Below are 25,536 nucleotides of genomic sequence, written 5' to 3'. Positions count from 1 at the left end.
ATTCACTGAATCGTTCCTTTCGGCACCTCGCGCACAACTGCGCTTCGGGCGCCGGAACGATTGCTGCTGGCTGCATCAAGGAGATTACTTATGACGCGCATACTCACCGCCCCGACTTTGCCCCAGGCCGTTCGAAACGGCATCAATGCCCTGGCCGCCACACAACTGCAGGTCGACATCGCCCCCTACACCGGCATGGATGAGGGCGACGTGATCGAGCTGTTCTGGAACAACTGCTTTGCCGCTGCACGGCGGGTGACCTCATGCAAGGTCGGTACGCCCACCCATCTGCGAATCCCCGAGAGTTTTGTGCAAGACGGTCTGGCACGCGTTCACTATCAGGTCATGCAGATCGGCCACGGCCCTGCACGCTCGGCGGTTACCACTGTGCGGGTGAAGACCAACTTCCCAGGCGGCCAACCTTCGAACCTGTACAACGATGAAAACCAGAACCTCTCGCCCATCAGCCTGCCCGAAACCATCCGACGCTACGGCGTCAACGGCAGCCAGGTAAGGCGCGGCATCCCGCTGACCATCGAGCCTTACCTGAACATGGCCACCGGCGACGCCATTACCCTGCGTTGGGGTGACGTGCGTGTGGACCTGCCGAAAATCCAGGCCAAAGGCGTCGGCCTGGCGGTGCAGGTGTGGGTGTCCTCGGCGGTGATTATCGAGGCCGGCGACGACTGCCGCCTGGACGTGACGTACTGCATTCTTGATCGCGTCGGCAATAATTCACGCTGGGCCCCGGCCCGCACCTTGAACATCGCCGCCTGCTCGCCCCAGGCGCCAGCCCGCCCGGCCGGGCCCGCGTCGACTTATCAACCGCGTGCCCCCGGTTCTCCTTGCGAACCGGGGTGACAGCCCTTCTATGCATATTCCAATAAGTTAGTTTATTTAAAGAATTAACACGCTTAGGGTATATGCACCGGACCACCGGACATCTCTGATTTTTCTGTTTTTATTTCATTGAATGCGAGGTCGGTATGGTCAGAATTACCCCGGTGCATAACGCCAGGGCATTACGTGCAGCCAAGGAGCGGCGCTGATGTCTAACTTGGCTCTAACCCCCCCCCAGAGTGATCTGGATGTAGCCCCACTGCTGTTGCCGGCTGCGGTGCTGCGCAACGACACCGAAGCGTTGAGCGCAGCCCATGAATTGGCTCAGGCCGCGCGCCTGCAAGCCGCGAAGCGCGATCAGCAACGCAAGTTGCCGTGGGCGCAGATTGAACAGTTCACCCGCAGCGGGCTGGGCAGTATTTCAATTCCCCGCGAATACGGCGGCCCACAGGTATCGTTCGTCACCCTGGCCGACGTGTTCGCGATCATCAGTGCGGCAGACCCGGCCCTCGGGCAGATCCCGCAGAACCATTTCGGCATCCTGCACCTGTTGCAAGGCGCAGCCACCGAGCGCCAGAAAAAGCAGCTGTTCCAAAGCGTGCTCGACGGTTGGCGCATCGGTAATGGCGGCCCGGAACGCGGTACCAAGAACACCCTGGAGCTCAAGGCACGCATCACCGCCGAAGGCGACGGGTATGTGATCAGCGGCCAGAAGTTCTATTCCACCGGCGCGCTGTTTGCGCATTGGGTCGCGGTAAAAGCGCTGAACGATGACGGCAAGCAGGTCATGGCGTTTGTGCGCCGTGGCACCGAAGGGCTGCGCATCGTTGACGACTGGTCGGGCTTCGGCCAACGCACCACCGCCAGCGGCACTGTGCTGCTGAACCAGGTGCCGGTCGACGCCGAATTGGTCGTCGAAAATTGGCGTATCGGCGAAACCCCTAATATCCAGGGCGCCGTCTCGCAACTGATCCAGGCGGCCATCGACGCCGGCATCGCTCGTGGCGCTCTTGATGACACCATCGCGTTCGTACGTGAGCGCTCGCGCCCATGGATCGACGCCAAGGTCGAGCGGGCCAGTGATGACCTGTATGTGATCGCCGATATCGGCAAGTTGAAAATCGAACTGCACGCCGCCGAGGCGCTGCTGCGCAAGGCCGGTAAGCTGCTGGACGAGATCAGTGCGGCGCCGATCACCGCGCAATCCGCCGCCCGTGCGTCGATTGCCGTGGCCGAGGCGAAAGTGCTGACCACCGAAGTGTCGCTGCTGGTCAGCGAAAAACTCTTCGAACTGGCCGGCAGCCGCGCCACCCTCGCCGAATTCAACCTCGACCGTCACTGGCGCAACGCCCGGGTGCACACCCTGCACGACCCGGTTCGTTGGAAATACCACGCCATCGGTGCCTATCGTTTGAACGGCACGTTACCTGCTCGTCACTCCTGGATTTAACCGACCAGACCTCTGGAGAACAAAATGACTGTCTCTACTCTCGTCGCGGTTATCACCAGCGACGAACAAGCCCTTATTGTCGCCAGCGACCTGGCCGAAGACTTGCGCCGCGACAGCGCCCAACGCGACCGCGAGCGCCGTCTGCCCCTGCCTGAACTGGACGTATTTTCGCGCTCCGGCCTGTGGGGTATCAGCGTGCCAAAGGAACACGGCGGCGCGGGTGTGTCCAACGTCACACTGGCCAAGGTCATCGCGCTGATCGCCCAAGCGGATGCCTCGCTGGGTCAGATCCCGCAAAACCATTTCTACGCCCTCGAAGTGCTGCGCGTGAATGGCAGCCCCGCGCAGCAAAAACGCTTGTATGCCGAAGTCCTCGCCGGCCAACGCTTCGGCAATGCCCTGGCGGAACTGGGCACCAAGACTGCCCACGAACGCGTGACCTCCATCACCCGCGACGGCGACGGTTTCCGTATCAGCGGCCGCAAGTTTTACTCCACCGGCGCGATCTATGCGCAACGCATCCCCACCTCGGTGGTGGATGAACACGGCGTGCAGCAACTGGCGTTCGTGCCGCGCGACAGCGAAGGCTTGACCGTGATCGACGACTGGAGCGGCTTCGGCCAGCGCACCACCGGCAGCGGTTCGGTGGTGTTCGACAACGTGTGGGTCGCCGCCCAGGACGTGATCCCATTCCAAAGCGCCTTCGAGCGTCCGACCACCGTCGGCCCGCTGGCACAAATTCTTCACGCCGCCATCGACACCGGTATCGCCCGCGCCGCCTTTGAAGATGCGTTGCACTTTGTGCGCACCAAGACCCGCCCGTGGATCGATTCCGGCAACGACAAAGCCACCGAAGACCCGCTGACCCTCAAAAGCTTCGGCCACCTGAGCATCCGCCTGCACGCTGCCGAAGCGCTGCTGGAACGCTCCGGTGAATTCCTCGACCGCGCCCAAGCCGACAGCAACGCCGAGACCGTCGCCGCCGCCTCGATTGCCGTCGCCGAAGTTCGCGCCTTGAGCACCGAAATTTCCCTGGCCGCCGGCAGCACCCTGTTCGAACTGGCCGGCAGCCAAGCGACCCTGGCCGAACACGGCCTTGATCGACACTGGCGCAACGCCCGCGTGCACACCCTGCACGACCCGGTGCGCTGGAAGTACCACGCGGTGGGCAATTACTACCTCAACGATGAAAACCCGCCACTGCGGGGGACCATCTGAATGGCCAAGAAAAAGATCCTGCTCAATGCCTTCAACATGAACTGCATCGGGCATATCAACCACGGCCTGTGGACGCATCCACGGGATACATCCACCCAGTACAAGAGCATTGAGTACTGGACTGATTTGGCGAAAACACTGGAGCGTGGACTATTCGACGGCTTGTTCATCGCCGACATCGTCGGTGTGTACGACGTCTATCAAAACTCCATCGACGTACCGCTCAAGGAGTCGATCCAGTTGCCGGTCAATGACCCGTTGCTGCTGGTGTCGGCAATGGCTGCCGTCACCAAGAACCTCGGCTTTGGCCTCACCGCCAACCTCACCTACGAGCCGCCCTATCTGTTCGCCCGGCGCATGTCCACACTCGACCACCTGAGCCGGGGCCGGGTGGGCTGGAACATCGTCACCGGCTACCTCGACAGCGCCGCCAAGGCCATGGGCCTCACCGAGCAGGTCGAGCATGACCGCCGTTATGACCAGGCCGATGAATACCTGGAGGTGCTGTACAAACTCTGGGAAGGCAGTTGGGAAGACGACGCGGTGGTCAACGACCCACAAGCACGGGTCTATGCGCAGCCGGGCAAGGTGCACAAGGTTGAGCACCACGGCGAGTTCTACCAAGTGGAGGGTTATCACCTGTGTGAACCGTCGCCGCAGCGTACGCCGGTGCTGTTCCAGGCCGGCAGTTCAGACCGTGGTTTGCTGTTCGCCGGGCGGCATGCCGAGTGCGTGTTTATCAGCGGACAGAACAAGGCCGCCACTAAAGTCCAGGTGGACAAGGTGCGCGCCAGCGCCGTGGAAGCCGGGCGCAACCCGGATGACATCAAGGTGTTCATGGGCCTCAACGTGATCGTGGGCGCCACCGAAGAGCTCGCCTGGGCCAAGCACGCCGAGTACCTGAACTACGCCAGCCCGGAAGCAGGTGTAGCGCATTTCTCGGCGTCCACGGCGATCGACTTTGCCCAGTACGAACTGGACGAACCGATCCAGTACGTGAAGAGCAACGCGATCCAGTCGGCCACCAAGAACCTGCAAAACAACGACTGGACCCGGCGCAAATTGCTCGAGCAGCACGCCCTCGGTGGTCGCTACATCACCCTGGTCGGCTCGCCTGAGCAGGTGGCTGATGAACTGGAGTCGTGGATCAGCGAAACAGGGCTGGATGGTTTCAACCTGACGCGGATTGTCACGCCGGAAAGCTATGTGGACTTCATCGATCTGGTGGTGCCGGAGTTGCAAAAGCGTGGGTCGTATAAGACCGCCTATGACACCGGCACGTTGCGCGAAAAAGTCTTCCACAACAGCGCCCGCCTACCCGAACAACACACCGGCTCCACCTACCGACACTAACTGATCGTTCCCACGCTCTGCGTGGGAATGCAGCCCGGGACGATCCGCGTCCCAAGAGCGGACGCAGAGCGTCCAGAGAGGCATTCCCACGCGGAGCATGGGAACGATCTCAGTGGTTGAAACCTACACCTTATGACTGGAAACCCATTATGAAAAAGACACTACTCACCCACCCAGTCAAAGCACTGGCCCTGGCTTTTGGTTTATTCAGCTCGGCGGTGTTCGCCGCCGACGCGCCACTGAAAATCGGCACCACCGCCGCCTTCGCGATTCCCCTCGAAGCCGCCGTTGCAGAAGCGGGCAAGCAAGGCCTGAAAGTTGAACTGGTGGAGTTCACCGACTGGATCGCACCGAACGTCAGCCTGGCCGCCGGCGACATCGACGTGAACTACTTCCAGCACATCCCATTCCTGGAAAACGCTAAAGCTGCCGCAGGTTTCAACCTGGTGCCGTACGCGCCGGGCATCATCAACAACGTTGGCCTGTACTCGAAGAAGTTCAAAAGCCTCAACGACCTGCCTCAAGGCGCCAGCGTGGCGATTGCCAACGACCCGATCAACAGCGGCCGCGGTCTGCAACTGCTGGCCAAGGCCGGTTTGATCACCCTCAAGCCTGGCGTGGGCTACAAGGCCACCGAAGAAGACATCGTCAGCAACCCGAAGAAGATCAAGATTCTGCAAGTCGAGGCCGTGCAACTGGTACGCGCCTATGACGACGCCGACCTGGTGCAGGGCTACCCGGCGTATATCCGCCTGTCCAAGACCTTCGATGCAGAGTCGGCGTTGCTGTTCGACGGCCTCGACCACCCGGAATACGTGATCCAGTTTGTGATCCAGCCGAAAAGCAAAACCGACCCGCGCGTGATCAAGTTCGTCGACATCTACCAGCATTCGCCGGTGGTACGCGCCGCCCTGGATAAATCCCTCGGCAAACTCTACCAAGTCGGCTGGGAAGGCTAAGCATGAGCGCCGCCAACTCTCAACTGCGCGACCTGGGCTTAGCGCCCAGGGACGCCGAGCAGACAGAACTGCACCCTGATTTGAACCGCGCCCACGTGCGCTTTATCAACCTGGGCAAGACCTACGACGGCACCGTGCATGCATTGCAAGGCATTGACCTGGCGATCCAGCGCGGCGAAGTGTTCGGCATCATCGGCCGCAGCGGCGCCGGTAAGTCTTCGCTGATCCGCACCATCAACCGCCTTGAGCAACCCAGCAGCGGGCGTGTGCTGATCGATCAGGTGGACATCGGCGACTTCGACGAAGACCGTCTGGTGGCACTGCGTCGGCGCATCGGCATGATCTTCCAGCACTTCAATTTGATGTCGGCCAAGACTGTGTGGCAGAACGTCGAGTTGCCGCTCAAAGTCGCCGGCGTGCCCAAGCCGCAGCGTGAACAAAAAGTACGCGAGCTGCTGGAATTGGTAGGGTTGCAGGACAAGCACAAGGCCTACCCGGCGCAGCTTTCCGGCGGGCAAAAACAGCGCGTGGGCATCGCCCGCTCGCTGGTGCACGACCCCGAGATTCTGCTGTGCGACGAGGCCACCTCGGCCCTCGACCCGGAGACCACGCAATCGATCCTCGGCCTGCTGCGTGAGATCAACAAGCGTCTGGGCCTGACCATCGTGTTGATCACCCATGAGATGGCCGTGATTCGCGACATCTGCGACCGCGTCGTGGTGCTCGAACACGGGCGCATCGTCGAGCAAGGCCCGGTGTGGCAAGTGTTTGGCAACCCGCAGCACGACGTCAGCAAAACACTGCTGGCGCCGCTGCAACATGGCTTGCCGGAAGAATTGCAAAGCCGCTTGCAGGCCCTGCCCTCATCATCTGAGGCGTCAGTGGTGCTGCGCTTGAAGTTCACCGGCAGCGACACCGATGAACCGGACCTGGCCGCGCTGTTCAGAGCCCTGGGCGGTCGCGTGCGCTTGCTGCAGGGTGGTGTGGAACGGATTCAGGGGCATGCGCTGGGGCAACTGCTGCTGGCGGTGAATGGCTCTCCTCACGACGCCGAAGACCTGTGCAAGCGCGCCGCGCGCTGGGCGCAAAACGTGGAGGTGCTGGGCTATGTGGTTTGATCGTTTATTGCAGGGCGCCATCGACACCTTGTTGATGGTCGGTGTGTCATCGCTGATCGCGTTGCTGGTGGGGATTCCGTTGGCGGTGTTTTTGGTCACCAGCGACAAGGGCGGCATCTACCAGGCACCGGCGCTGAACCGCGTGCTGGGCGCGTTTGTGAACCTGTTCCGCTCGATTCCGTTTCTGATTCTGATGGTGGCACTGATCCCATTTACCCGGCTGATCGTCGGTACCACCTATGGCGTGTGGGCTGCTGTGGTGCCGCTGACCATCGCCGCTACGCCATTCTTTGCGCGCATCGCAGAAGTGAGTCTGCGCGAGGTCGACCACGGTTTGATCGAAGCCGCGCAGGCCATGGGCTGCCGCCGCTGGCACATCATCTGGCACGTGTTGTTGCCGGAAGCGCTGCCGGGGATTGTGGGCGGGTTCACCATCACCCTGGTAACCATGATCAACTCGTCGGCCATGGCCGGGGCGATTGGCGCGGGTGGTTTGGGGGATATTGCGTACCGGTACGGCTATCAGCGGTTTGATACGCAGATCATGCTGACCGTGATCGTGCTACTGGTGATTCTGGTGGCGGTGATTCAGTTGGGCGGCGATCGGTTGGCGCGGGTGCTGAACAAGCGGTGAGGTATAGTCGGGCCATCTCAGCGCCCGGTAATACCCGCCATGACTCTCAAGCCCGACGACCTCAACCAGATCACCTCCACCACCCTCGGCCACTACAACAAGGTGGCCGAGGATTTCCGTGAAGGCACCCGCGATCACGATGTGAGCCAGAACATCGACGCATTGCTGCGGCATATCCAGGGTACAGCGCCGTTTACCGTATTGGATTTTGGCTGCGGGCCTGGGCGGGATTTGCAGACGTTTACCCGTATGGGGCATATCGCCGTGGGGCTGGATGGCTCCGAACGGTTTGCGCAGATGGCACGCGAGGACAGCGGTTGTGAGGTATTGCAGCAGGACTTCCTGAAGCTGGACCTGCCTCCCGAGCGCTTTGACGGGGTATTTGCCAACGCGGTGCTGTTTCATATTCCCAAGCAGGAATTGCCGCGTGTGCTGAAACAGCTGCATGGGGCGTTGAAGCCGGGGGGCGTGTTGTTCAGCTCCAATCCGCGGGGTGAGAATCAGGAAGGGTGGAATGGGCCCCGGTACGGGTCTTATCACGACCTGGAGGCGTGGCAGGCGCTGCTGACAGCGGCCGGGTTTGTAGAGTTGGAGCATTACTATCGGCCAGCGGGGTTGCCACGGGAGCAGCAGCCTTGGTTGGCGAGTGTGTGGCGTAAAACATAGAGATGTGTTGGCTGATCTGGCCCCATCGCAGGCAAGCCAGCTCCCACAGGGGAATGCATTCCAAGTGTGGGAGCTGGCTTGCCTGCGATTGAGGCCTGCGCGGCGCTACTGATCCACCTGATACACCACAGGTTTGTGCCCCACCAGCAACGCCGTCACACTGCGCCCAGCGTACCCCTCTCTTCCTTCTGCAGAAAAATTCGCCACCAACCGCGTGCCATCGGCAAACGTGGTCTCCTGCACCTGCCGATCCGTCGTCAGCCAACGAAACCCCGTCATAGCCTGGGTTGCCAAACGCTGATGCAACGGGCGGAAAAAAACGTCCTGGCGCTGGATCACCGGCAACCGCTGCTTGAGGGTCGCGGCACTCAGGTGATACAGCGGCGGCACGTTGTAGAGCAATTGGGTCAGCTCATTCTCAGCCTGCACATTGCTCAGTTTGAGGCTGTCGAACAGCCAGTGGTGGGTGGTAATCACAGAACCGTGGAACACCGTCTGGTAAAGCGGCAGGCGCATCGTCGGCTCGAAATACACCGTGCGAAACGGTTCTTTCAACGGAACGGGTTTGAAGAACACCGTCGGCTGCTCCGGCGGGTACCAGTTGCCTACGTAATAGGGCGACTGCTTGTCCTTGGTCATTTCACGGTCGCCCCAACCCATCACCGGCGTCTGCATGCCATGGGCGAACAAGATGCCTTGGGTGGTGATGGCATTACCGTCCTCGGAACCGGCGGGCAGCTTGAGCACAGTATTGAGCCAACGGGACGCATCGATATTGCCTTCGGCGTTTTGCGCCTGGGTCATTGGGGCGCCGTCACGGTAGCTGTCAAAAACCATGCTGGTGGCGTAGGCATCAAGGAACCAGGCGTTAAAGCCCGCCCTGGCTTGGACTGCTTGCACCCGCGCTTCCAGCAAAGGCCGTACGCAGCGGGGGTCGGTGTAGTGACCGGATTGCTGGAAGCCGGTTTTCAGCTTGCCGTCTTTCAACACAATCGCGCAGTTGCGATAGGCCTTGCTGCCCAGGTGGGCGGTGGTCCAGTCCGGGTTTTCGGTGGCGGATAACGCGGTTTCATAGGAGTCGTAGGGCGCCATCAGGTAACCCGCGTCGACACCTGCGCGAATCGCCTCGGGGTGCCAGAGGCCGCCTTCCCAGCCTTCGCCCAAGGTCAGCAGTAAACGCTGGAGCCCGGCGTCCTTGAGGGATTTAACGGTCTTGGCCGACAGGGTGCTGCCCCAGGCCTCAGGGGTGTTGCTCAAAGCTCCCGCAAACGCCACAGACAATTCATGGCGCAGCTCACCGTAGCGGGCGGCGAGGCGTGTCATGTCCGGTTCATCCACTTGCCAAGCCTGTCGGGCCTTCTTGTTGATCGCCGCGTTGAGGCTGCGCAGCAACACGGTCTGCTCATAGCGATTCAACGCAGTGGTCTGCGCCAGGACCTTTGCGGCTTCCTTATCCAACAAACCCTTGAGTTCATGACCGCGCAAGCGCTCGAGCAGCAGCGGCCAATCACGCACATCATCCAACCCCAGCAGGTCATTGCCCCACAGATACACATGGCTGGCGCCCAGCAGTTTTTCAGCCTCGGGCGTTTGCCGCAGTTTGTCTGCCAACGGTTCATAACGGCCCTGCTCCACCAGCCACTGGAGATAACGCTTGGCACCGGCCAATGGGTCGGCGCCGCCCAGGTGCAGGCTGAGGGTCATGGGTGCCGTAGGTTCAAGACGGGTAAATTCATGGGCCAAGGAAAGCGCCAGCCCCTCACCGTCGGCCTGCCACTGCAAACGGTTGTTGTAAGGGTTGGTCAGCAGCCAGCTCAAGGTGAAGCTGCCGTGATCCACGCCCCACAACGGCAGGCTAAGGTCCTGCGTGGTGTTGACCTCGCCCTGCTCCAGCAAAAACGCCTTCCACACGGTATTGCCTGCGGGTACGTAATGCCCTTCGGCCAAGGGCCAGATCAAGCCTTTTCCCATGGCCTGGGCGGGTTGATGCAGCAGGGGCAATTCGCCCGGCTCGCGTGCATTGATAGTCAGGTGAAGGTCGCGCTGCTCAAGGCGCGCGGTCAGGCGATAGGCGCCGCTGTCCCATTGCCAAGTGGCCTGCTCAGCAGCGGCCTGCAGTTCGCTGACGGCATGCGCCGTAATACCGTTGGAGGCCTGCACCGAGGCCTCACCGGCTGGCGTGACGCGCAGCGCCAGCGTGGCGGGGTCGAGGTCGACGCGCCACAGGGCGTTTTCCAACACCGTATCGGCAAAGGCCAAAGGCGAAAGCAGCAGGCTAAATATCAGAAAAATAAAGCGCATGACGCAGGCCTTCCAAACAGGAACAGGCCCGGAGGGTAAAACAAATAGCGGCAGGAAAATGTCTCGAAAGTGTTTCCAAGAGCCTTCCCACATCCTTGCAGGAAGGCTTAACAGGTCAAACCTCTTGTTTTTTCGGCTCGCGAATCTTGTACCAGGCCACATACAGCGCCGGCAGGAACAGCAGCGTCAGCAAGGTCGCGATGATGATCCCGCCAATCATCGCGTAAGCCATCGGCCCCCAGAACACTTCACGGGCGATGGGGATCATGCCCAGGCTGGCTGCGGCTGCGGTGAGCAGGATCGGCCGGCGCCGATGCTCGGTGGCTTCCACCACGGCATCCCACGGCGTGTAACCCGCCAGCTCAAATTCATGGATCTGCGTCACCAGAATCACCGAGTTGCGGATGATGATGCCGATCAGCGCCAGAATACCCAGGATCGCCACAAAGCCCATGGGCGTACCCGTCGGGATCAGCGCCAGCACCACGCCGATGAGTCCCAACGGCGCGACACTCGCCACCAGGAACATTTTCTGCACGCTGTGCAGTTGAATCATCAGGAACGTGGCCATCAGAAACAGCATCAGCGGCACCACCTTGGCGATAGGCCCCTGGGCCTTGCCGCTTTCTTCCACGGTACCGCCAGTGGCGACCTTGTAGCCCACCGGCAGGCCCTCGCTGAATTTCTCAATGGTCGGCGCCAGCTGTTTCACCAAGTCGGTGGGCTGCATCTCATCGCGCACCGAGGCCTTGATGGTGATGGTCGGTTTGCGGTCACGGCGCCACACCAGCGGCTGCTCCAATTCATAGCGCACGGTGGCAAAAGCCAGCAGCGGAATCGAGGTGCCGTTGGGCGTGACGATCTGCAGGTTCTGCAAGGTTTCCGGCGTACCACGCTCGGCATCTTCGGCACGGCCGACCACGTTGATCAGGTAAATATCGTCGTGCACCTGGGTCACCGAAGCGCCGCTGACCACGCTGTTCATCAGTTGCGCCACGTCTTCCGATGACAGCCCCAGTTGCCGCGCCTTGTCCTGGGCAATGTCGACCCGCAGCACTTTGCCCGGCTCGTTCCAGTCGTAGATGATCTCGCCCATGTGGGTGTTCTGATCGAGCAGGGTCGCCAGTTCGATGGCGTGCTTGCGTACCTGGTCGATGTCTTTGCCGGAGACGCGATACTGAATCGGCCGCCCAACCGGTGGGCCCATTTCCAGCGGCTGCACAAAGCCACCAATGCCGACAAAATCATCGCGCAGGTGCTTTTGCAGACGCTCAATCAAGGCGCCGCGCTCTTTCAGGCCCTTACTCACAATGACCAGCTGCGCGTAGTAGGGGTTTTCCAGTTGCTGGTCGAGGGGCAGATAAAAACGAATCGCGCCCTGGCCGATGTAGGTACTCCAGCGCGCGATATCCGGGTCGTCCTTGATGATCGCTTCAAGTCGATCGACGACTTTGCGGGTTTCATTGATCGAAGCGTTTTGCGGCAGGTCGAGGTCGACCAGAATTTCCGGGCGGTCCGACGACGGGAAGAACTGGTTCTGCACAAACTGCATGGAGAACACCGACGCCACAAACAGCGCCACGGTGATGCCGATCGCCCACCAGCGGTTGCGCATGGCCCAGAGCATGCCGCCATTAAACACACGGCCAATGCGCCCAGGCTCGGCGTCATGCGGCTTCACGTTGGCGCTGAGGATATGCACGCCAATCACCGGCGCAAACAGCACCGCCACCACCCACGACACCAACATGGCCACGGCAATCACCGCGAACAGGGTGAACGTGTATTCGCCCGCCGAACTGGCGTTGAGGCCGATCGGCACGAAACCGGCCACGGTCACCAGCGTACCGGTGAGCATCGGGAACGCCGTAGAGGTGTAGGCGTAAGTGGCGGCCTGCTCCTTGGTTTCGCCTTTTTCCAGGCGCGTGATCATCATCTCCACCGTGATCATCGCATCGTCCACCAGCAAGCCGAGGGCGATGATCAGCGCGCCCAGCGACACGCGCTGCATGGTGATGCCGCTGTACTCCATAAACACAAACACCAGCGCCAGCACCAACGGGATCGAGCACGCCACCACCAACCCGGCGCGCATGCCGAGGCTGACAAAGCTCACCACCAGCACGATGATCACCGCTTCAAACAGCGCGCTGGTGAAGCCGCCGACGGCCTCCTCCACCACCTCCGCCTGGTCGGAAACCTTGTGCACGCCGACGCCCACCGGCAGGTCAGCCGTCAGCTCGTCCATGCGTTCGTGCAGAGCCTTGCCGAACGACTGGATATTGCCGCCCTTCTGCATGGCAATGGCCAGACCGATCGCCGGTTTACCGTTGAAGCGAAACAGCGGCCGCGCAGGATCGACGTAGCCACGGCTGATATCGGCGATATCTGCCAGCCGGTAGAAACGGTCATTGAGCCGCAGGTTGACGTTGGCCAGGTCCTTCTCCGAAGCGAACTGCCCCGAGGTGCGCACGGAAATCCGCTCCGGCCCGGCCTCGATCACCCCGGCCGGGGTCACGGCGTTTTGCGATTGCAGGCTTTGTACGACTTGGCGCTGATCAATGCCCAGTGCCGCGAGTTTGCGCGTGGAGAAGTTCAGGTAAATCACTTCGTCCTGCTGGCCGATCATCTCGACCTTGCCCAGCCCCGGCACCGAACGAATCTCGGCGCGCACCTGCTCTACATAGTCGCGCAGTTGGCGCATCGACAGGCCGTCACCGGTAAAGGCGTACACCGAGCCGAACACATCACCGAACTCATCGTTAAACGACGGCCCCTGCAACCCCTGGGGGAAGGTGCCGCGAATATCGTCGATCTTCTTGCGCACCTGGTACCAGATCTCGGGAATGTCCTTGGCGCTGGTGGTGTCCTTGAGGAACACAAACACCGTGGACTCACCCGGCCGGGTGTAGCTTTTCACGTAGTCGAGGGAGTCCAGCTCTTCGAGTTTTTTCTCGATGCGGTCGGTGACCTGCTTGAGGGTTTCTTCCTGGGTCGCGCCCGGCCAGCGGGTCTGAATCACCATGGTCTTGATGGTGAACGAGGGATCTTCCTCACGGCCCAGGTTCATGTACGAGAACACGCCCATCAGCAGCGCGACGAACATCAGGTACCAAACGAAGGACTGATGCTTGAGGGCCCAGTCGGATAAGTTGAAGCTCCCTTTCATCGCGGGCTGTCCTCGTCGATTTTGACTTTTTGCCCAGGTTTCAGGCTGTTCACGCCAGCGGTAACGATGCGCTCGCCGGGTTTGACGCCGCCGTTGAGAGAGGCACTGTCGGCGTCGCGGCTGATCAGCGTGACGTCGCGCGGTTGCACGGTTTGGCTTTGGGTGTCGAGGAGCCAGATGCGGGTCTTGCCGTCGACTTCCTGCAAGGCACTGAGGGGCACTTCGATGCGTGGCGCGATGGCCGTGCTCAAGGTCACGCTGATCGCCGTGCCAAGGCGAAACGCAGCAGGCGTTTCGGCCAGGGTCAGGCGGGCGCGGCGAGTGCGTGTGGCGCTTTGAGCCTGGGGCTCAATCTCGCGCACGATGGCGGTAGTGTTGACGCTCGGGTCGAGCTGCCCGGCAACCAGGAACACCACGTCCGGTGGCAGGCGTTCGGCCAGCCCGGCGGGCAGGTCGATCACCGCTTCCTTGATATCCGGGCGGGCCAGGGTCACCACTTGCTGACCGGCATTGACCACCTGGCCGGCCTCGGCGCTCCAAGCGGTGACGATGCCGGCGTGGTCGGTGCGCAGTTCGGCGTAATTGAGTTGGTCTTTAGCTTGGTTGACTGATGCTTGGGCTTGATCAAGGGAGGCTTGAGTGGTTTTCAGGTCAGTCTGGGCCACATCCAGTTGAGCTTGAGCGCCGACACCACGGTTGAACAACTCCTGCTGGCGACGGGCGTTGGCTTGGGCATTGATGAACTGCGCTTGCACGCGGGCAAGATCGCCTTGGGCGACACGCAGTTGGTTTTGTTGATCGGTGGGGTCGAGCACCGCGAGCAAGGCGCCCTTCTGCACCTCGGCACCCACATCCACGGCGCGGCGGGCGATGCGGCCGGGCACGCGAAAACCCAAGTTGCTTTCGTAGCGGGCCTGGATGGTACCGGCGAAGCGGCCAAGGTTTTCCTGGTCTTCGGCCTTCACTTCCATGGACAACACCGGGCGCACAGGTTCGGCTGGTGGTTCTTGCTTGGAGCAGGCCACCAGCAACAAGCTGGCGGCGAGTATGACCGTCAGGCGCTTCATGGCTGAACTCCTTGCTGGGCGATCTCGACGATCATCCCCGGATGGAGCAATTGCCCACCGGCCACCACGACTTTTTCGCCACCTTTAAGGCCATCGCTAATAATCACCTTGCCGGTGAGGTAGCGCGCCACAGTGACCTTGTGCAGTTGCGCCTGGCCATCGCCGTCAATCAGCCACACGGCGGGTTCGTTGAGGTCTTTGGTCAACGCCGACCACGGCAATTCGATGCTGGGCTTGGCCGGGCCATTGGCGGTGGCACTCACCACCGAACCCAGTTCCATGCCTTTGGGCAAGGCTTGCAGGGCGATTTTCACTTGTACGGTGCCGGTATTGGCGGCCACGGCGGGGGTGACTTCGCGGACTTTGCCCACGGCCTTGATGCTGGGGTTATCCAGCAGGCTGACGGTGATCGGCGCATCCGGCGGCGGCTCCACCAGCAGCGATTCATAGACATTGAACACCGCATCGCGCTCGCCATCGCGGGCCAGGCTGAAAATCGGCACGGTGGCCTGCACTACCTGGCCGACTTCGGCCTGGCGCGCGGTAATCACGCCAGGCGCCTCGGCGATCAGCGAGGTATAGCCGAGTTGTTCGCGGGCATTGGCCAACTGGGCCTGGGCGGCAGTCAGCGCGCTTTGGCTACTGCGTAGCGCGGCCTGGGCGGCGTCGTATTCGCTGCGGCTGGTGTAGCCCTTGGGCAGCAGTTTTTCCTGGCGCACAAACGCGGCAGCCGTCTGCTTGACCCGCGCCTGCTCGGCCACGACCTGAGCCTGGGCGGAATCGACGTTGGTCTGCAAATCCTTGGGATCGAGCTTGGCCAGCACTTGCTTGGCGCTCACCCGGTCACCCACATCCACCATGCGTTGGATGATCTTGCCACCCACGCGGAAGGATAAATCGGTTTGCACACGAGCCTGGATGTCCCCCGTCAGGGTGACCGCCGCGGCAAAATCCGTCGATTGCACGGTCTGCACAAACACCCGTGAATGTTCTTTGGGTTCGGCCTTTTTCTCACCACAGCCGCTCAGTAGCGTCAGTAGGCCAAGTCCGAAGATAAGTGTGAAAGTACGACCGCCCATGCAGGCTCCTTTTGCGTGACGCGATGTGCCAGAGTGTATGCGATTGTGAGCTTAGATCAGGGTTCCTTATCTGCATGGAGGATCCCATACTCCAAAGGTTCCCACGCTGACTAAATGCCCATGCTCAAGACCCTCGCGGTAGCCAACTACCGCTCGATCAATAAATTAGTGGTGCCCCTGGACCGACTGAACCTGGTCACCGGCCCCAATGGCAGCGGCAAGTCCAACTTGTACCGCGCCTTGCGCCTGCTGGCGGAAACCGCCCAGGGCGGGGTGATCAATGCGCTGGCGCGTGAAGGCGGGCTGGATTCTACGTTCTGGGCCGGGCCGGAAACCATCAACCAACGCATGCCCAATGGTGAAGTGGCGGTACGGGCGGCGGTTCCACAGCCCAATAAACGCTTGCGACTGGGGTTCGCCGGCGAAGATTTCAGCTACGCCATCTCCTTGGGCTTGCCGCCAAAAGCTATGTCCGCTTTTATCCTGGACCCGGAGATCAAAAAAGAATGCATCTGGGCCGGCCACCTGTACCGACCGGCCAGCCTGCTGGTGCAGCGCTCAGGCCCAATGATCCGCGCCCGCGACGGTCGCGCCTGGGATGTTTTGGCCCAACACACGCCGGAGTACAGCAGCCTGTTCGACCAGGTCGGCAGTTTACGCGGTTCGCCGGAAGTGCTGGTGCTGCGGGAAAGCATTCGTCGCTGGCGCTTCTATGATCACTTTCGCAGCGACGCCGATGCACCCGTACGCCAACCGCAGTTGGGCACGCGCACGCCGGTGCTGCATCACGATGGGCGTGACCTGGCGGCGGCGTTGCAGACCATCCGCGAAATTGGCGATCCCGAGGCCTTGCAACGGGCGGTAAGCGATGCGTTTCCGGGGGCGCGCCTGGAAATCCAGCCGTTGCAGGGTGCGCGCTTTGCCATTGAGTTTTATCAGGAAGGTTTGCTGCGGCCGTTATCAGCGGCGGAGTTATCGGACGGCACCTTGCGTTACCTGCTGCTGATCGCGGCACTGCTGACGCCGAGGCCACCGACGATGATGGTGCTGAACGAACCGGAGACCAGCTTGCATCCGGATTTGCTGCCTGCGTTGGCGCGCTTGATTATTCAGGTGTCCCAACACTGTCAGGTGTGGGTGGTGTCCCACGCCAGTCGGTTGATTGCGGCGTTGCAACAGGATGAAGGGTGTAATTCGATTGTGTTGGAGAAGGTGCTGGGGCAGACCCAGATTGTTGGGCAGGGGATTTTGGATGCGCCGGCTTGGCAATGGCCCGAATAGGTGTTGCCTGTACCGGCCTCATCGCAGGCAAGCCAGCTCCCACATTTGAATGTATTCACACATCAAACTGTGGGAGCTGGCTTGCCTGCGATAGCTATATCAGCCCTGCCACTTACCGCCCTCAACAATCACACTCTCAGGCTTGGTGTCATCGCTCAGCTCTTTACGCACGTACTGGTCGTAAAGCTTGAGCAAAAACTTCTCCTCACCCAGCTTCGCCAACTCGGCATTCACCCAGTCGCGCAGTTCGATATTGCCCTTCTTCACCGCCGGAGCAATCGGCGCTTCATCACCGAGTTTCTGATCCAGCACGCGGTAGCCCGGGTTCTGCTTGGCCCAGCTGAACAGCACCAGGTTGTCTTGCGCGTAAGCATCACCACGGCCAGCGGACAACGCTTGCAACGACTCGGAGTTTTTCTCGAACTTGAGCAGTTTCCAATCCGGGTGGTTCTTGGTCAGCCAGATATCGGCGGTGGTGCCGGTGGTCACGATGGTGGTGCGGGTGGCCAAGTCATCCAGGCTTTTCACCGCGCTGTCCTTCGGCACCAAAGCCTGTACCGCAACTTTCAGGTTGGGGTTGGTGAAGTCCACCGCTTCTTTGCGCTCAGGCGTCACGGTCATGTTGGCGAGGATCAGGTCGACCTTGTCGCTTTGCAGGAACGGAATACGGCTGGCCGGTTCCACGGCAACGAACTCAACCTTGTTTTCATCACCCAGCAAGTCCTTGGCAAATTGGCGGCCGATGTCGGTATCAAAGCCAACATAACGACCCGCTTCGTTCACAAAGCCGAACGGCGGTTTGTCGGTAAACACGCCGACGATCAGCTTGTCGCGCGCCTTGATTTTGTCGATGTAGCTCGCCGCAGCAGCAACTGGTTTTGCGGGCTCTTCGGCCTTTTTATTGCAGCCAGCCAGCAATGCGAGGGCAAACAATGGGAATAACAACTTGGCAGTTTTCATATCAGCTCCAGTTCCTTGGTTTTCTTGGGCAGTGTTGAAACAAAGGAGAACTTCTCCAGGAACTGCTGCGCGCGTGCGGTTTGCGGGTTCGTAAAGAATTCTTCGGGGGTGTTTTGTTCGAGGATGCGACCGGCCTCCATAAACACCACGCGGTCGGCGACCGCGCGGGCGAAGGCCATTTCGTGGGTGACGATCAGCAAGGTCATGCCATCGCGCGCCAAGCCCTGGATCACTTCCAGCACCTCCTTGACCATTTCCGGGTCGAGGGCGGCGGTGACTTCATCAAACAGCATCACCTGGGGGTTCATGCACAGCGAGCGGACGATAGCGATGCGCTGCTGCTGGCCGCCGGAGAGCTGACGCGGGAAGGCGTCGCGCTTGTCGGCAAGGCCTACGCGCTCCAGCAATTTTTCTGCCTGGTCGCGGGCTTCGCGCGGGTCGCGCTTTTGCACTTTCAGCGGGCCGAGCAGGATGTTGTCGAGCACGCTCATGTGCGGGAACAGGTGGTAGCTCTGGAACACCATGCCGATGTCCTGGCGCACTTGGCGCCAGTCGGTGGCCTTGTTCAACAACTCTTTACCGGCGAAGCGCAGGCTGCCGCTGTGGGCCACTTCCAAACCGTTGAGGCAGCGCAACAAGGTGCTTTTGCCGCAACCGCTGGGGCCGAGGATCACCACCACTTCGCCGCTTTGCACACTCAGGTCGATGCCCTTGAGCACCTGCTGTTCGCCGAAAAATTTATTGAAACCCTGGAACTCGATCAATCCACTCATGCTTGGGCCCAGCGCCGTTCCAGCACCTTGGAGGCGGCCGACAACGGGTAGCAAATAAAGAAGAAAAACAGGAATAGCACGCCGTAGATCAGTACCGACTCATAGGTGCGTTCGATGATTTGCTGGCCGACCTTGATCACGTCCACCACGCCGATCAGCACCGCCAGCGAGCTGGTCTTGATGATCCGCGTGTAGACGTTGATGGTCGGTGGCGTCATGCGTTTCAGCGCCTGGGGCAGCAGCACGTAGCCGTACAACTGCGGGTCGGACAGGCCAATCGACAACCCAGCCTCACGCTGGCCTCGCGGCAGCGAATGCAACGCACCGCGCACCACTTCGCCCACCTCGCTAGCGCCCCACAACGACAGCACCAGCACTGCGCACCAGAAGCTCGGGATGCTCAACCCGAAGAAAATCGGCAGGCCGAAAAACAGCAGGTACAACCACACCAGCACCGGAATCGCCCGGAACAGCTCCAGGTAAATCCGCAGCACCAGGTTGATCGCCTTGTTATTCAAGGTGCGCAGCACGCCATACAACACGCCGCCAACGGTGCTGAAGGCGATGCTCAAAAAAGAAATCGACAGGGTTTGCGCAGCGCCCTTGCCCAACTGCGGCAACGACACCCACAACAACTCAAGACCCGAACTGGCCATGCTGGAGCCTCCTTTCCAGGCGGCTGAGCAGCAGCGACAGCGGCAAAAACAGCAGCACGCAAATCAACGTCAGCACGGCGAGCATTTCGTAGGTCTTGTAGTAGAGGGCGATGTAGCTCTTGATGGTGTAGAGAATCTCCGGCACCGCCACGGCGGAGACCACGGTGGTCTCCTTGAGCAGGAAGATGAAATTGGCGAACAGCGCAGGCAGGCTGAGGATGCCGGCCTGGGGCAGGATCACGTGGCGCAACAACTGCCAGTCAGACAAGCCGATGGATTTGCCCGACTCGATCTGCGCCAACGGCACCGCTTCCACACCGGCGCGCAGCACCTCGGTGAGGTAGGCGCCACCCAGAAAGGTCATGGTGATGATAGCCGCCCAGAACCCAGAGATATTGAAACCCAGGGCCGGCAAGGCGAAGTACACGAAGAACAGTTGGATCAGCAGCGGCGTGTTACGCGCCAGCTCCACATACAACGCCACCAGGCGCGACAGGTACGGCGTGCGAAACACCAGCAGCGCCGCGTTGATCAGCGCCACCAGCAACGAGGTGGCAATGGCGATCAGGCCCACTTGCAGCGTCACCCCCACGGCCTTGAGAAACGCCGGCAAGGTGCTGAGGATAAATGCGAAATCGAAGGTCATTTGCAGTCCATATCGCCGCAAGGGTAATGCAGCGAGCGCAGTTCAATCCGGCGTGGGTAACGCCGGGTAGCGCGAACTTTAAAGGTATAAAAAGTAAAATTTAAATACCCAAATAGCATATTGATATCACCCAAAAAGATAACCCCCGGATTCGCGGGTTTGCTGGGTGACGGCTATGGTAGGGGGTCAATGATTCGAGGGAACGAATGATGAACGAAGCGAAACCGATTGATCCGCAGGAGCTGGTGAAGTGGTTGGTGGCGTTGAGCAGAGCCATTCACCCTGATCGTTCCCACGCTCTGCGTGGGAATGCAGCTCAGGACGCTCTGCGTCCGCTCTAACGTCGTGACGCGGAGCGTCACAGGAGGCATTCCCACGCAGAGCGTGGGAATGATCATTTCAGGGCGGCCATAAAAAACGCCGACGCTATAAAAGCCGTCGGCGTTCAAACCTTGAAGGGGGTTTGGGGTTACATCAGAACGCAGGCACTACAGCGCCGTTGTACTTCTTGTCGATGAAGGCTTTGACTTCCGGGCTGGTCAGGGCTTTGGCCAGTTTCTGGATAGCGTCGCTGTCCTTGTTGTCTGGGCGGGCGACCAGGAAGTTCACGTATGGCGACTTCGAGTCTTCAATGATCAGTGCGTCTTTGGCTGGGTTCAGGCCAGCTTCCAAGGCGTAGTTGGTGTTGATCAAGTCCAGGTCAACCTGGTCCAGCACGCGTGGCAGCAGGGCCGATTCCAGCTCTTTGAATTTCAGGTGTTTCGGGTTGCTGGCGATGTCTTTCGGCGTGGCCAGGGCATTGGTCGGGTCTTTCAGGGTGATCACACCAGCCTTCTGCAACAGCAACAGAGCGCGGCCGCTGTTGGAGCCTTCGTTCGGGATGGCAACGGTGGCGCCATCTTTGAGCTCAGAAATATTTTTGATCTTTTTCGAGTAACCGCCGAACGGTTCAACGTGCACGCCGACCACGGTGACCAGGTTGGTGCCCTTACCCTTGTTGAAGTTTTGCAGGTACGGCAGGGTCTGGAAGTAGTTGGCGTCCAGGCGCTTCTCGGCCACTTGCACGTTTGGCTGTACATAGTCGGTGAAGACTTTGATTTCCAGGTCCACGCCTTCTTTGGCCAGGGTCGGCTTGATCAGCTCAAGGATCTCGGCGTGCGGAATTGGGGTCGCGGCTACGACCAGTTTCTCGTTGGCTTGCGCAAAGCTTGCAGTCAGGGCAGCCGCCAGTGCGGTAAACAACAGAACCTTTTTCATGCAGTGTCCTTATCGGAATTCCGGGGGCGTCTCTGACGACCATTTTTATGAGGTGTGCCAGCGAAGTGCTATCGCGGCGTGGGAGTGACAATACCTAGATTTTTTATTCCCGAACAATATCTTTTATTCACGTTGATATTCCATTTTGTTCATACAGAAATTTACGCAATATGTCCTGCTCCGCAGGGCTGGCGCTCTCGAAAATCCGCTGCACTTGCTCCAGCGGCGAACCCGCCACCGGCAAATTCAGATGCTCGGGCAAAATCTCATCGCCGCTGCTGACCAGTAACGCAAAGTGAATAACGTTTTCCAGCTCGCGGGTATTGCCCGGCCAACTGTGGTGTTCCAGCACGTGCTGGGCGGCATCGCTGATCAGCGGCACCGGCAGGTCCAGACGCTGGCTGTAGATGCCAAGAAAATATTCAGCCAGGGATAGGATGTCGCCGACACGCTCGCGCAGCGCAGGCAGGTCCAGTTGACCTTCGCTCAAGTAGTGGAACAAACGCTCATGAAACTTGCCTGCCGCCACGGCCTGAGCCAAGTCGATGCTGGTCGCCGCGACCAGGCGCACGTCCACCGGGCTTGGCTGATGGGCACCGACGCGGGTGACTTCGTGGTTCTCTAGGGCCGCGAGCAATTTGACCTGGATCGGCAACGGCAAATCGCCGATCTCATCCAGGTACAAGGTGCCGCCGTTGGCCGAACCAAACCACCCCGCCCGGCTGCTGGCCGCACCACTGTGACTACCTGCGGCATAGCCGAACAACTCCGCATCGGCGTAAGTGGGGCTGATCGCACCACAATTGACCGAGACAAACAGCCCGGTACGATCGCTGCCACGGTGGATATGCCGCGCCAGCAACTCTTTACCGCTGCCGGTCTCGCCACGAATCAGCACGGGCAAGGCACGCGGTGCGAGGCTTTCCAGGTCTTCGCGCAGTTGGCGCGAACGCGGGTCGACGAATACCAGCGCCTTGGCGCGGATGCTCAACGGGCTTTTTTCGGCGTCGGGGAAGGTCAGCAGTGGCTGACCGTAGGTTTCATGCAGACTCATGGCAGGCTCCCGCCCCAAATCCACTCAGGGACGGGGCGTTGAAAAATTTTTAGGCACTGCGCCGAGCATGATGCTCGAGGCGGTTTTGCAGGCGATAGAGGTAAGCGAAGCCCTGCTCCCAGCGCTGGTGACCGGACTTCACATTGATATGGCCGGCACCGGACAAAATGCCGGCTTCGGCGCCCCAGTAACGCGCCAATTCCAGGGCCCGGGGGGCGCTGACGGCGCTGTCGTTGTCGGAACTGACGACCTGGCTGGGAAACGGCAACAGATGGGTCGGAATCGGCGCAAAGTTACGTAAGGCCGGTGAGCAGGCAGGGCGTTCGACATCCGCCGGGGCCACCAGCAAGGCGCCGCGTACTTGACGCAAAAACTGCACGGGAGCGGTGGCAGCCCAATGGGCAACGGTGATGCAGCCCAGGCTGTGGGCGATCAGGATAACGGGAGTACTGTCGGCGGCGATGGCCTCGGCCAGCGCGGCCACCCAGTCTTCGCGGCGCGGGGTCAGCCAATCGGCCTGCTCCACGCGCGCACTGTTGGGCAGGCTGTTCTGCCAATGACTTTGCCAATGATCTTCTGGCGATCCTTGCCAGCCCGGCACGATCAGATAACGAATCGACTCGCTGTGCATGGGTGTGCCCTCCTGCAGCGTTTAACGTTGCTGAACAGTATAGGGACGCGGTTTATATTCGTTAAGGAATAAGAAGCTATTTATTAATAACCAAAAACTCAAAAACACCCAGAATCAAAAATGTGAGCGCTGGCTTCACATTGTGGATCGCGGCGTTTGTTAAATCGCAGGCAAAAAAAAGGCCGCACCCTGCCAAGGAGACGGCCAAAAAATTGTCGAGGCATTTGAAACTAACGTGCAGTAATCACCGACAGCTTGGTAATCCCCGCGCGCTCGATAGACGCCATGGCTCGCGCCACTTCGCCGTAGTTCACTCCATCATCGGCCTGCAGTTGCACCCGCACATCGGGGTCCTTGGCCTTGGCCGCCTGCAGGTTGAATTCCAGCAAGTCCGGCTGGATTTCGTCCTTGTTGATAAACAGTTTGCCGGCGCCATCGATGCTTACCACCAGCGGGTCCTTCTGCTCCACCGGGGCCACAGCCTGGGTCTTGGGCAGGTTGATTGGAATCGCGTTGGTCAGCAGCGGCGCGGTGACGATAAACACCACCAGCAGTACCAGCATCACGTCCACCAACGGTGTGACGTTGATTTCGCTCAGCACCTCATCGCTGTCTTGCGTGGAGAAGGCCATCTCAGGACGCCTCCTTCACTTTTTGCGGGTTGCCGGCAGCGGTTTTGTTCAGCGTCGGGTGCAGCAGTACTCGGAAAGAGTTCTTCTGCGCCAGGCTGTAGAAGTCGTGGGCAAAGTCGTCCAGGTCGGCAGCCGTCAGCTTCAGGCGACGCAGGAAGTAGTTGTAAACCAGCACCGCAGGCACCGCGACGGCGATACCCACGCCGGTGGCGACCAGTGCCGCACCAATCGGGCCGGCCACGGTTTCCAGGCTGGCGGAACCGGCCGCGCTGATCCCCTTCAGCGCTTCCATGATCCCCCACACGGTGCCGAACAGGCCGATAAACGGCGAGGTGCTGCCGATACTGGCGACCACGGCCAAACCGGTTTCCAGGGAGCGACGCTCACGTACGATCTGCTGGCGCAGGGCGCGTTCGAGACGGTCCTGGTGATTAATCGCCTGACTCAAGTCCGCAGCGTGCGGCGCATCGCCCACCTGGATCGCGGCATAACCGGCCTGGGCCACCCGTGCCGCAGCGCCGGGCTGGGTTTCAGCCAGTTCGGCGGCAGAGTCGAGACTCGACGCCGCCCAGAACTGTTTGTGGAATTTGCGATCCTGCGCCTTGAGGCGACCGAACTGCACGCCCTTCAATAAAGCCAGGCCCCAAGTGGCGACCGAAAAGACCACCAGCAGCCAGATCACCGCGCTTTCGATGGATTCAAGTGGAGATGCTAATGCCATGATGTTTTCCCTCTGTGCAGGTCGCGGCGTGTCCAACACACCGCAGCCGAATAGTTAGTGAATCTTGAAATCGATCGGTACGCTGACCCAGCCGTCCTGCGCCACTTCGCCCTGCTTGGCCGGCACGAAGCTCCAACGCTTCACGGCGGTCAGTGCGGCGTCGTCGAGTTGCTGGCGACCGCTGCTTTTCTGAATCTGGATCTCACCCGGCTTGCCGCTGGCCAGTACATGCACCCGCAACAACACCGTGCCTTCCCAACCCCGGCGCTGGGCCAGTGACGGGTATTCGGGCGCCGGATTTTTCAAGTAAGCGGCGTTGGCCGAAGCCGGTGTAACCGGCGCTGGCGACGGCGGAGCTGGCGGTGCAGGTGGCGCTGGAGTCGGTGGTGCGGGCGGCTGCTCGACCGGTTTCGGTGCGGGCTTGGGCTCAGGCTTCGGCACGGGCTTTGGTTTGGGTTTTGGAATCGGTTTAGGCGGCGCCGGTTTGGCGGCCAACTCATCCACGACCGGTGGTGGTGGCTCGACCACAGGCGGCGGTGGTGGTGGCGGCACAGGCGGTGGCGGTTCAACCACCGGCGGCGCCGGCTGAGAAAATTCGATGGTCATCGGCGGAATTTCCGGCGGCACAATCGGCAGCACCGGGGTGGGCTTCTGGCTCACCCAATAGATCACCGCACCGTGCAGGGCCAGCACCAGCAACCCCAGCAGAATCCCTTCGCGACGACTCGAGAAGCGCTTCGGGGCTTGCTGCAAACGCTGTTGCCCCAACGGCGCGCGGTGCGGCCGGCCAAGGTCGACCAACTCACCACTCGGTGCCTGGCGCCACTGCGCCTCTTGTGCACTGGCGGCGGTCTGGACATTGCCCATTGATTCACTCCCTACGGTTTTGAAACAAAAAAACCGACAGGCCTGCGTGGGAGGCCGTCGAGGGCTGAATCATCGGGGCCAGACGCTTATCTCTTAAAGTAATCTTTAAAGTTATACATAGACCTAAATTGAATAAACGAAACATCCAGAAACGTCAAAGCCACGTCCTGCGTGGCCTAGAGCAAAGGCGCTGTTTTTCAATGC

The 25,536-nt window shown here is 60.5% G+C and carries 24 protein-coding genes; 10 read left to right on the top strand and 14 right to left on the bottom strand.

The annotated features are described in order from the left end of the window. The first annotated feature begins 90 nt into the window (after window positions 1-90). From BFL40_RS00330 to BFL40_RS00295, 8 genes are all read left to right on the top strand, one after another. Window positions 91-861 carry a hypothetical protein gene (locus BFL40_RS00330; protein ID WP_071482538.1) on the top strand — a complete coding sequence of 257 codons (771 nt, stop codon included), beginning with the start codon at window positions 91-93 and terminating at the stop codon, window positions 859-861. 187 nt (window positions 862-1,048) lie between these two features. Next, window positions 1,049-2,290, top strand: a complete 1,242-nt coding sequence (locus BFL40_RS00325) for an SfnB family sulfur acquisition oxidoreductase (RefSeq protein ID WP_071482537.1) — start codon at window positions 1,049-1,051, stop codon at window positions 2,288-2,290. A 24-nt stretch (window positions 2,291-2,314) separates the two neighbouring features. Further along, window positions 2,315-3,508, top strand: coding sequence for an SfnB family sulfur acquisition oxidoreductase (locus BFL40_RS00320; protein ID WP_071482536.1), 1,194 nt, complete (start codon window positions 2,315-2,317; stop codon window positions 3,506-3,508). After that, window positions 3,509-4,861: an LLM class flavin-dependent oxidoreductase gene (locus tag BFL40_RS00315; RefSeq protein ID WP_071482535.1), complete on the top strand. Its 1,353-nt coding sequence runs from the start codon at window positions 3,509-3,511 to the stop codon at window positions 4,859-4,861. A gap of 149 nt (window positions 4,862-5,010) precedes the next feature. Further along, window positions 5,011-5,820 (top strand): MetQ/NlpA family ABC transporter substrate-binding protein, encoded by an 810-nt coding sequence (locus BFL40_RS00310; RefSeq protein WP_071482534.1) that lies wholly within the window; start codon window positions 5,011-5,013, stop codon window positions 5,818-5,820. A gap of 2 nt (window positions 5,821-5,822) precedes the next feature. Beyond that, a complete protein-coding gene (locus BFL40_RS00305) occupies window positions 5,823-6,938 on the top strand; it encodes a methionine ABC transporter ATP-binding protein (RefSeq protein WP_071482533.1) in 1,116 nt (371 codons plus the stop codon). Then, window positions 6,928-7,572, top strand: coding sequence for a methionine ABC transporter permease (locus BFL40_RS00300; RefSeq protein ID WP_071482532.1), 645 nt, complete (start codon window positions 6,928-6,930; stop codon window positions 7,570-7,572). Before BFL40_RS00305 ends, BFL40_RS00300 begins: the two co-directional genes overlap by 11 nt. A 39-nt stretch (window positions 7,573-7,611) precedes the next feature. Beyond that, window positions 7,612-8,238 (top strand): class I SAM-dependent methyltransferase, encoded by a 627-nt coding sequence (locus BFL40_RS00295; RefSeq protein ID WP_071482531.1) that lies wholly within the window; start codon window positions 7,612-7,614, stop codon window positions 8,236-8,238. Between the two features lie 105 nt (window positions 8,239-8,343). Here BFL40_RS00295 and BFL40_RS00290 read toward each other — a convergent pair whose 3' ends face one another. The 4 genes from BFL40_RS00290 to BFL40_RS00275 form a co-directional block, all read right to left on the bottom strand. Continuing rightward, complete coding sequence (locus tag BFL40_RS00290; RefSeq protein ID WP_071482530.1) at window positions 8,344-10,539, bottom strand: glycoside hydrolase; 2,196 nt, start codon at window positions 10,537-10,539, stop codon at window positions 8,344-8,346. Between the two features lie 115 nt (window positions 10,540-10,654). Next, window positions 10,655-13,708, bottom strand: coding sequence for an efflux RND transporter permease subunit (locus BFL40_RS00285; protein WP_071482529.1), 3,054 nt, complete (start codon window positions 13,706-13,708; stop codon window positions 10,655-10,657). Then, window positions 13,705-14,775, bottom strand: coding sequence for an efflux RND transporter periplasmic adaptor subunit (locus BFL40_RS00280; protein ID WP_071482528.1), 1,071 nt, complete (start codon window positions 14,773-14,775; stop codon window positions 13,705-13,707). Before BFL40_RS00280 ends, BFL40_RS00285 begins: the two co-directional genes overlap by 4 nt. After that, window positions 14,772-15,854 carry an efflux RND transporter periplasmic adaptor subunit gene (locus BFL40_RS00275; RefSeq protein WP_071482527.1) on the bottom strand — a complete coding sequence of 361 codons (1,083 nt, stop codon included), beginning with the start codon at window positions 15,852-15,854 and terminating at the stop codon, window positions 14,772-14,774. The genes BFL40_RS00280 and BFL40_RS00275 overlap by 4 nt, the downstream gene beginning before the upstream one ends. Before the next feature lie 120 nt (window positions 15,855-15,974). Between BFL40_RS00275 and BFL40_RS00270 the strand changes: the two genes are divergently transcribed. Then, entirely contained in the window at window positions 15,975-17,135 is a 1,161-nt protein-coding gene (locus BFL40_RS00270) for an AAA family ATPase (RefSeq protein WP_071482726.1), read from the top strand. A gap of 99 nt (window positions 17,136-17,234) precedes the next feature. Here BFL40_RS00270 and BFL40_RS00265 read toward each other — a convergent pair whose 3' ends face one another. Genes BFL40_RS00265 through BFL40_RS00250 form a run of 4 tightly spaced genes read right to left on the bottom strand, consistent with a single transcriptional unit; the run spans window position 17,235 to window position 20,170 of the window. Further along, window positions 17,235-18,095, bottom strand: a complete 861-nt coding sequence (locus tag BFL40_RS00265; protein ID WP_071482526.1) for a transporter substrate-binding domain-containing protein — start codon at window positions 18,093-18,095, stop codon at window positions 17,235-17,237. Further along, window positions 18,092-18,868 carry an amino acid ABC transporter ATP-binding protein gene (locus BFL40_RS00260; protein ID WP_071482525.1) on the bottom strand — a complete coding sequence of 259 codons (777 nt, stop codon included), beginning with the start codon at window positions 18,866-18,868 and terminating at the stop codon, window positions 18,092-18,094. Before BFL40_RS00260 ends, BFL40_RS00265 begins: the two co-directional genes overlap by 4 nt. Then, window positions 18,865-19,524 carry an amino acid ABC transporter permease gene (locus BFL40_RS00255; RefSeq protein ID WP_071482524.1) on the bottom strand — a complete coding sequence of 220 codons (660 nt, stop codon included), beginning with the start codon at window positions 19,522-19,524 and terminating at the stop codon, window positions 18,865-18,867. The genes BFL40_RS00260 and BFL40_RS00255 overlap by 4 nt, the downstream gene beginning before the upstream one ends. After that, window positions 19,505-20,170 (bottom strand): amino acid ABC transporter permease, encoded by a 666-nt coding sequence (locus BFL40_RS00250; RefSeq protein ID WP_071482523.1) that lies wholly within the window; start codon window positions 20,168-20,170, stop codon window positions 19,505-19,507. Before BFL40_RS00250 ends, BFL40_RS00255 begins: the two co-directional genes overlap by 20 nt. A gap of 209 nt (window positions 20,171-20,379) precedes the next feature. Between BFL40_RS00250 and BFL40_RS34230 the strand changes: the two genes are divergently transcribed. After that, entirely contained in the window at window positions 20,380-20,511 is a 132-nt protein-coding gene (locus BFL40_RS34230) for a hypothetical protein (protein ID WP_256254324.1), read from the top strand. A gap of 133 nt (window positions 20,512-20,644) precedes the next feature. Here BFL40_RS34230 and BFL40_RS00245 read toward each other — a convergent pair whose 3' ends face one another. The 6 genes from BFL40_RS00245 to BFL40_RS00220 form a co-directional block, all read right to left on the bottom strand. Further along, on the bottom strand, window positions 20,645-21,427 hold the full coding sequence (locus tag BFL40_RS00245; protein ID WP_071482522.1) for a MetQ/NlpA family ABC transporter substrate-binding protein: 783 nt from the start codon (window positions 21,425-21,427) through the stop codon (window positions 20,645-20,647). A gap of 127 nt (window positions 21,428-21,554) precedes the next feature. Then, the gene (locus BFL40_RS00240; protein ID WP_071482521.1) at window positions 21,555-22,481 is read right to left on the bottom strand and encodes a sigma 54-interacting transcriptional regulator; all 927 of its coding nucleotides are present in this window, start codon (window positions 22,479-22,481) and stop codon (window positions 21,555-21,557) included. Window positions 22,482-22,530: 49 nt separating this feature from the next. Next, window positions 22,531-23,112: an alpha/beta hydrolase gene (locus BFL40_RS00235; RefSeq protein WP_071482520.1), complete on the bottom strand. Its 582-nt coding sequence runs from the start codon at window positions 23,110-23,112 to the stop codon at window positions 22,531-22,533. 230 nt (window positions 23,113-23,342) lie between these two features. Continuing rightward, the gene (locus BFL40_RS00230) at window positions 23,343-23,744 is read right to left on the bottom strand and encodes an ExbD/TolR family protein (protein WP_060755558.1); all 402 of its coding nucleotides are present in this window, start codon (window positions 23,742-23,744) and stop codon (window positions 23,343-23,345) included. 1 nt (window position 23,745) lies between these two features. Continuing rightward, a complete protein-coding gene (locus BFL40_RS00225; protein WP_139213569.1) occupies window positions 23,746-24,468 on the bottom strand; it encodes a MotA/TolQ/ExbB proton channel family protein in 723 nt (240 codons plus the stop codon). A 51-nt stretch (window positions 24,469-24,519) separates the two neighbouring features. Next, a complete protein-coding gene (locus BFL40_RS00220; protein ID WP_071482518.1) occupies window positions 24,520-25,332 on the bottom strand; it encodes an energy transducer TonB in 813 nt (270 codons plus the stop codon). Between the last annotated feature and the right edge of the window lie 204 nt (window positions 25,333-25,536).

This window comes from Pseudomonas costantinii (genome assembly GCF_001870435.1).
Classification (GTDB): Bacteria; Pseudomonadota; Gammaproteobacteria; order Pseudomonadales; family Pseudomonadaceae; genus Aquipseudomonas; species Aquipseudomonas costantinii.
The sequence above is the reverse complement of the archived record's forward strand: the minus strand, read 5'-3'. Positions and strand labels throughout refer to the sequence as shown.

What these genes read in the sequence shown, in the direction of transcription:
- BFL40_RS00330 (WP_071482538.1), top strand. Translation starts at nt 91, where the DNA reads ATGACGCGCATACTCACCGCCCCGACTTTGCCCCAGGCCGTTCGAAAC.
- BFL40_RS00325 (WP_071482537.1), top strand. Translation starts at nt 1,049, where the DNA reads ATGTCTAACTTGGCTCTAACCCCCCCCCAGAGTGATCTGGATGTAGCC.
- BFL40_RS00320 (WP_071482536.1), top strand. Translation starts at nt 2,315, where the DNA reads ATGACTGTCTCTACTCTCGTCGCGGTTATCACCAGCGACGAACAAGCC.
- BFL40_RS00315 (WP_071482535.1), top strand. Translation starts at nt 3,509, where the DNA reads ATGGCCAAGAAAAAGATCCTGCTCAATGCCTTCAACATGAACTGCATC.
- BFL40_RS00310 (WP_071482534.1), top strand. Translation starts at nt 5,011, where the DNA reads ATGAAAAAGACACTACTCACCCACCCAGTCAAAGCACTGGCCCTGGCT.
- BFL40_RS00305 (WP_071482533.1), top strand. Translation starts at nt 5,823, where the DNA reads ATGAGCGCCGCCAACTCTCAACTGCGCGACCTGGGCTTAGCGCCCAGG.
- BFL40_RS00300 (WP_071482532.1), top strand. Translation starts at nt 6,928, where the DNA reads ATGTGGTTTGATCGTTTATTGCAGGGCGCCATCGACACCTTGTTGATG.
- BFL40_RS00295 (WP_071482531.1), top strand. Translation starts at nt 7,612, where the DNA reads ATGACTCTCAAGCCCGACGACCTCAACCAGATCACCTCCACCACCCTC.
- BFL40_RS00290 (WP_071482530.1), bottom strand. Translation starts at nt 10,539, where the DNA reads ATGCGCTTTATTTTTCTGATATTTAGCCTGCTGCTTTCGCCTTTGGCC.
- BFL40_RS00285 (WP_071482529.1), bottom strand. Translation starts at nt 13,708, where the DNA reads ATGAAAGGGAGCTTCAACTTATCCGACTGGGCCCTCAAGCATCAGTCC.
- BFL40_RS00280 (WP_071482528.1), bottom strand. Translation starts at nt 14,775, where the DNA reads ATGAAGCGCCTGACGGTCATACTCGCCGCCAGCTTGTTGCTGGTGGCC.
- BFL40_RS00275 (WP_071482527.1), bottom strand. Translation starts at nt 15,854, where the DNA reads ATGGGCGGTCGTACTTTCACACTTATCTTCGGACTTGGCCTACTGACG.
- BFL40_RS00270 (WP_071482726.1), top strand. Translation starts at nt 15,975, where the DNA reads ATGCTCAAGACCCTCGCGGTAGCCAACTACCGCTCGATCAATAAATTA.
- BFL40_RS00265 (WP_071482526.1), bottom strand. Translation starts at nt 18,095, where the DNA reads ATGAAAACTGCCAAGTTGTTATTCCCATTGTTTGCCCTCGCATTGCTG.
- BFL40_RS00260 (WP_071482525.1), bottom strand. Translation starts at nt 18,868, where the DNA reads ATGAGTGGATTGATCGAGTTCCAGGGTTTCAATAAATTTTTCGGCGAA.
- BFL40_RS00255 (WP_071482524.1), bottom strand. Translation starts at nt 19,524, where the DNA reads ATGGCCAGTTCGGGTCTTGAGTTGTTGTGGGTGTCGTTGCCGCAGTTG.
- BFL40_RS00250 (WP_071482523.1), bottom strand. Translation starts at nt 20,170, where the DNA reads ATGACCTTCGATTTCGCATTTATCCTCAGCACCTTGCCGGCGTTTCTC.
- BFL40_RS34230 (WP_256254324.1), top strand. Translation starts at nt 20,380, where the DNA reads ATGAACGAAGCGAAACCGATTGATCCGCAGGAGCTGGTGAAGTGGTTG.
- BFL40_RS00245 (WP_071482522.1), bottom strand. Translation starts at nt 21,427, where the DNA reads ATGAAAAAGGTTCTGTTGTTTACCGCACTGGCGGCTGCCCTGACTGCA.
- BFL40_RS00240 (WP_071482521.1), bottom strand. Translation starts at nt 22,481, where the DNA reads ATGAGTCTGCATGAAACCTACGGTCAGCCACTGCTGACCTTCCCCGAC.
- BFL40_RS00235 (WP_071482520.1), bottom strand. Translation starts at nt 23,112, where the DNA reads ATGCACAGCGAGTCGATTCGTTATCTGATCGTGCCGGGCTGGCAAGGA.
- BFL40_RS00230 (WP_060755558.1), bottom strand. Translation starts at nt 23,744, where the DNA reads ATGGCCTTCTCCACGCAAGACAGCGATGAGGTGCTGAGCGAAATCAAC.
- BFL40_RS00220 (WP_071482518.1), bottom strand. Translation starts at nt 25,332, where the DNA reads ATGGGCAATGTCCAGACCGCCGCCAGTGCACAAGAGGCGCAGTGGCGC.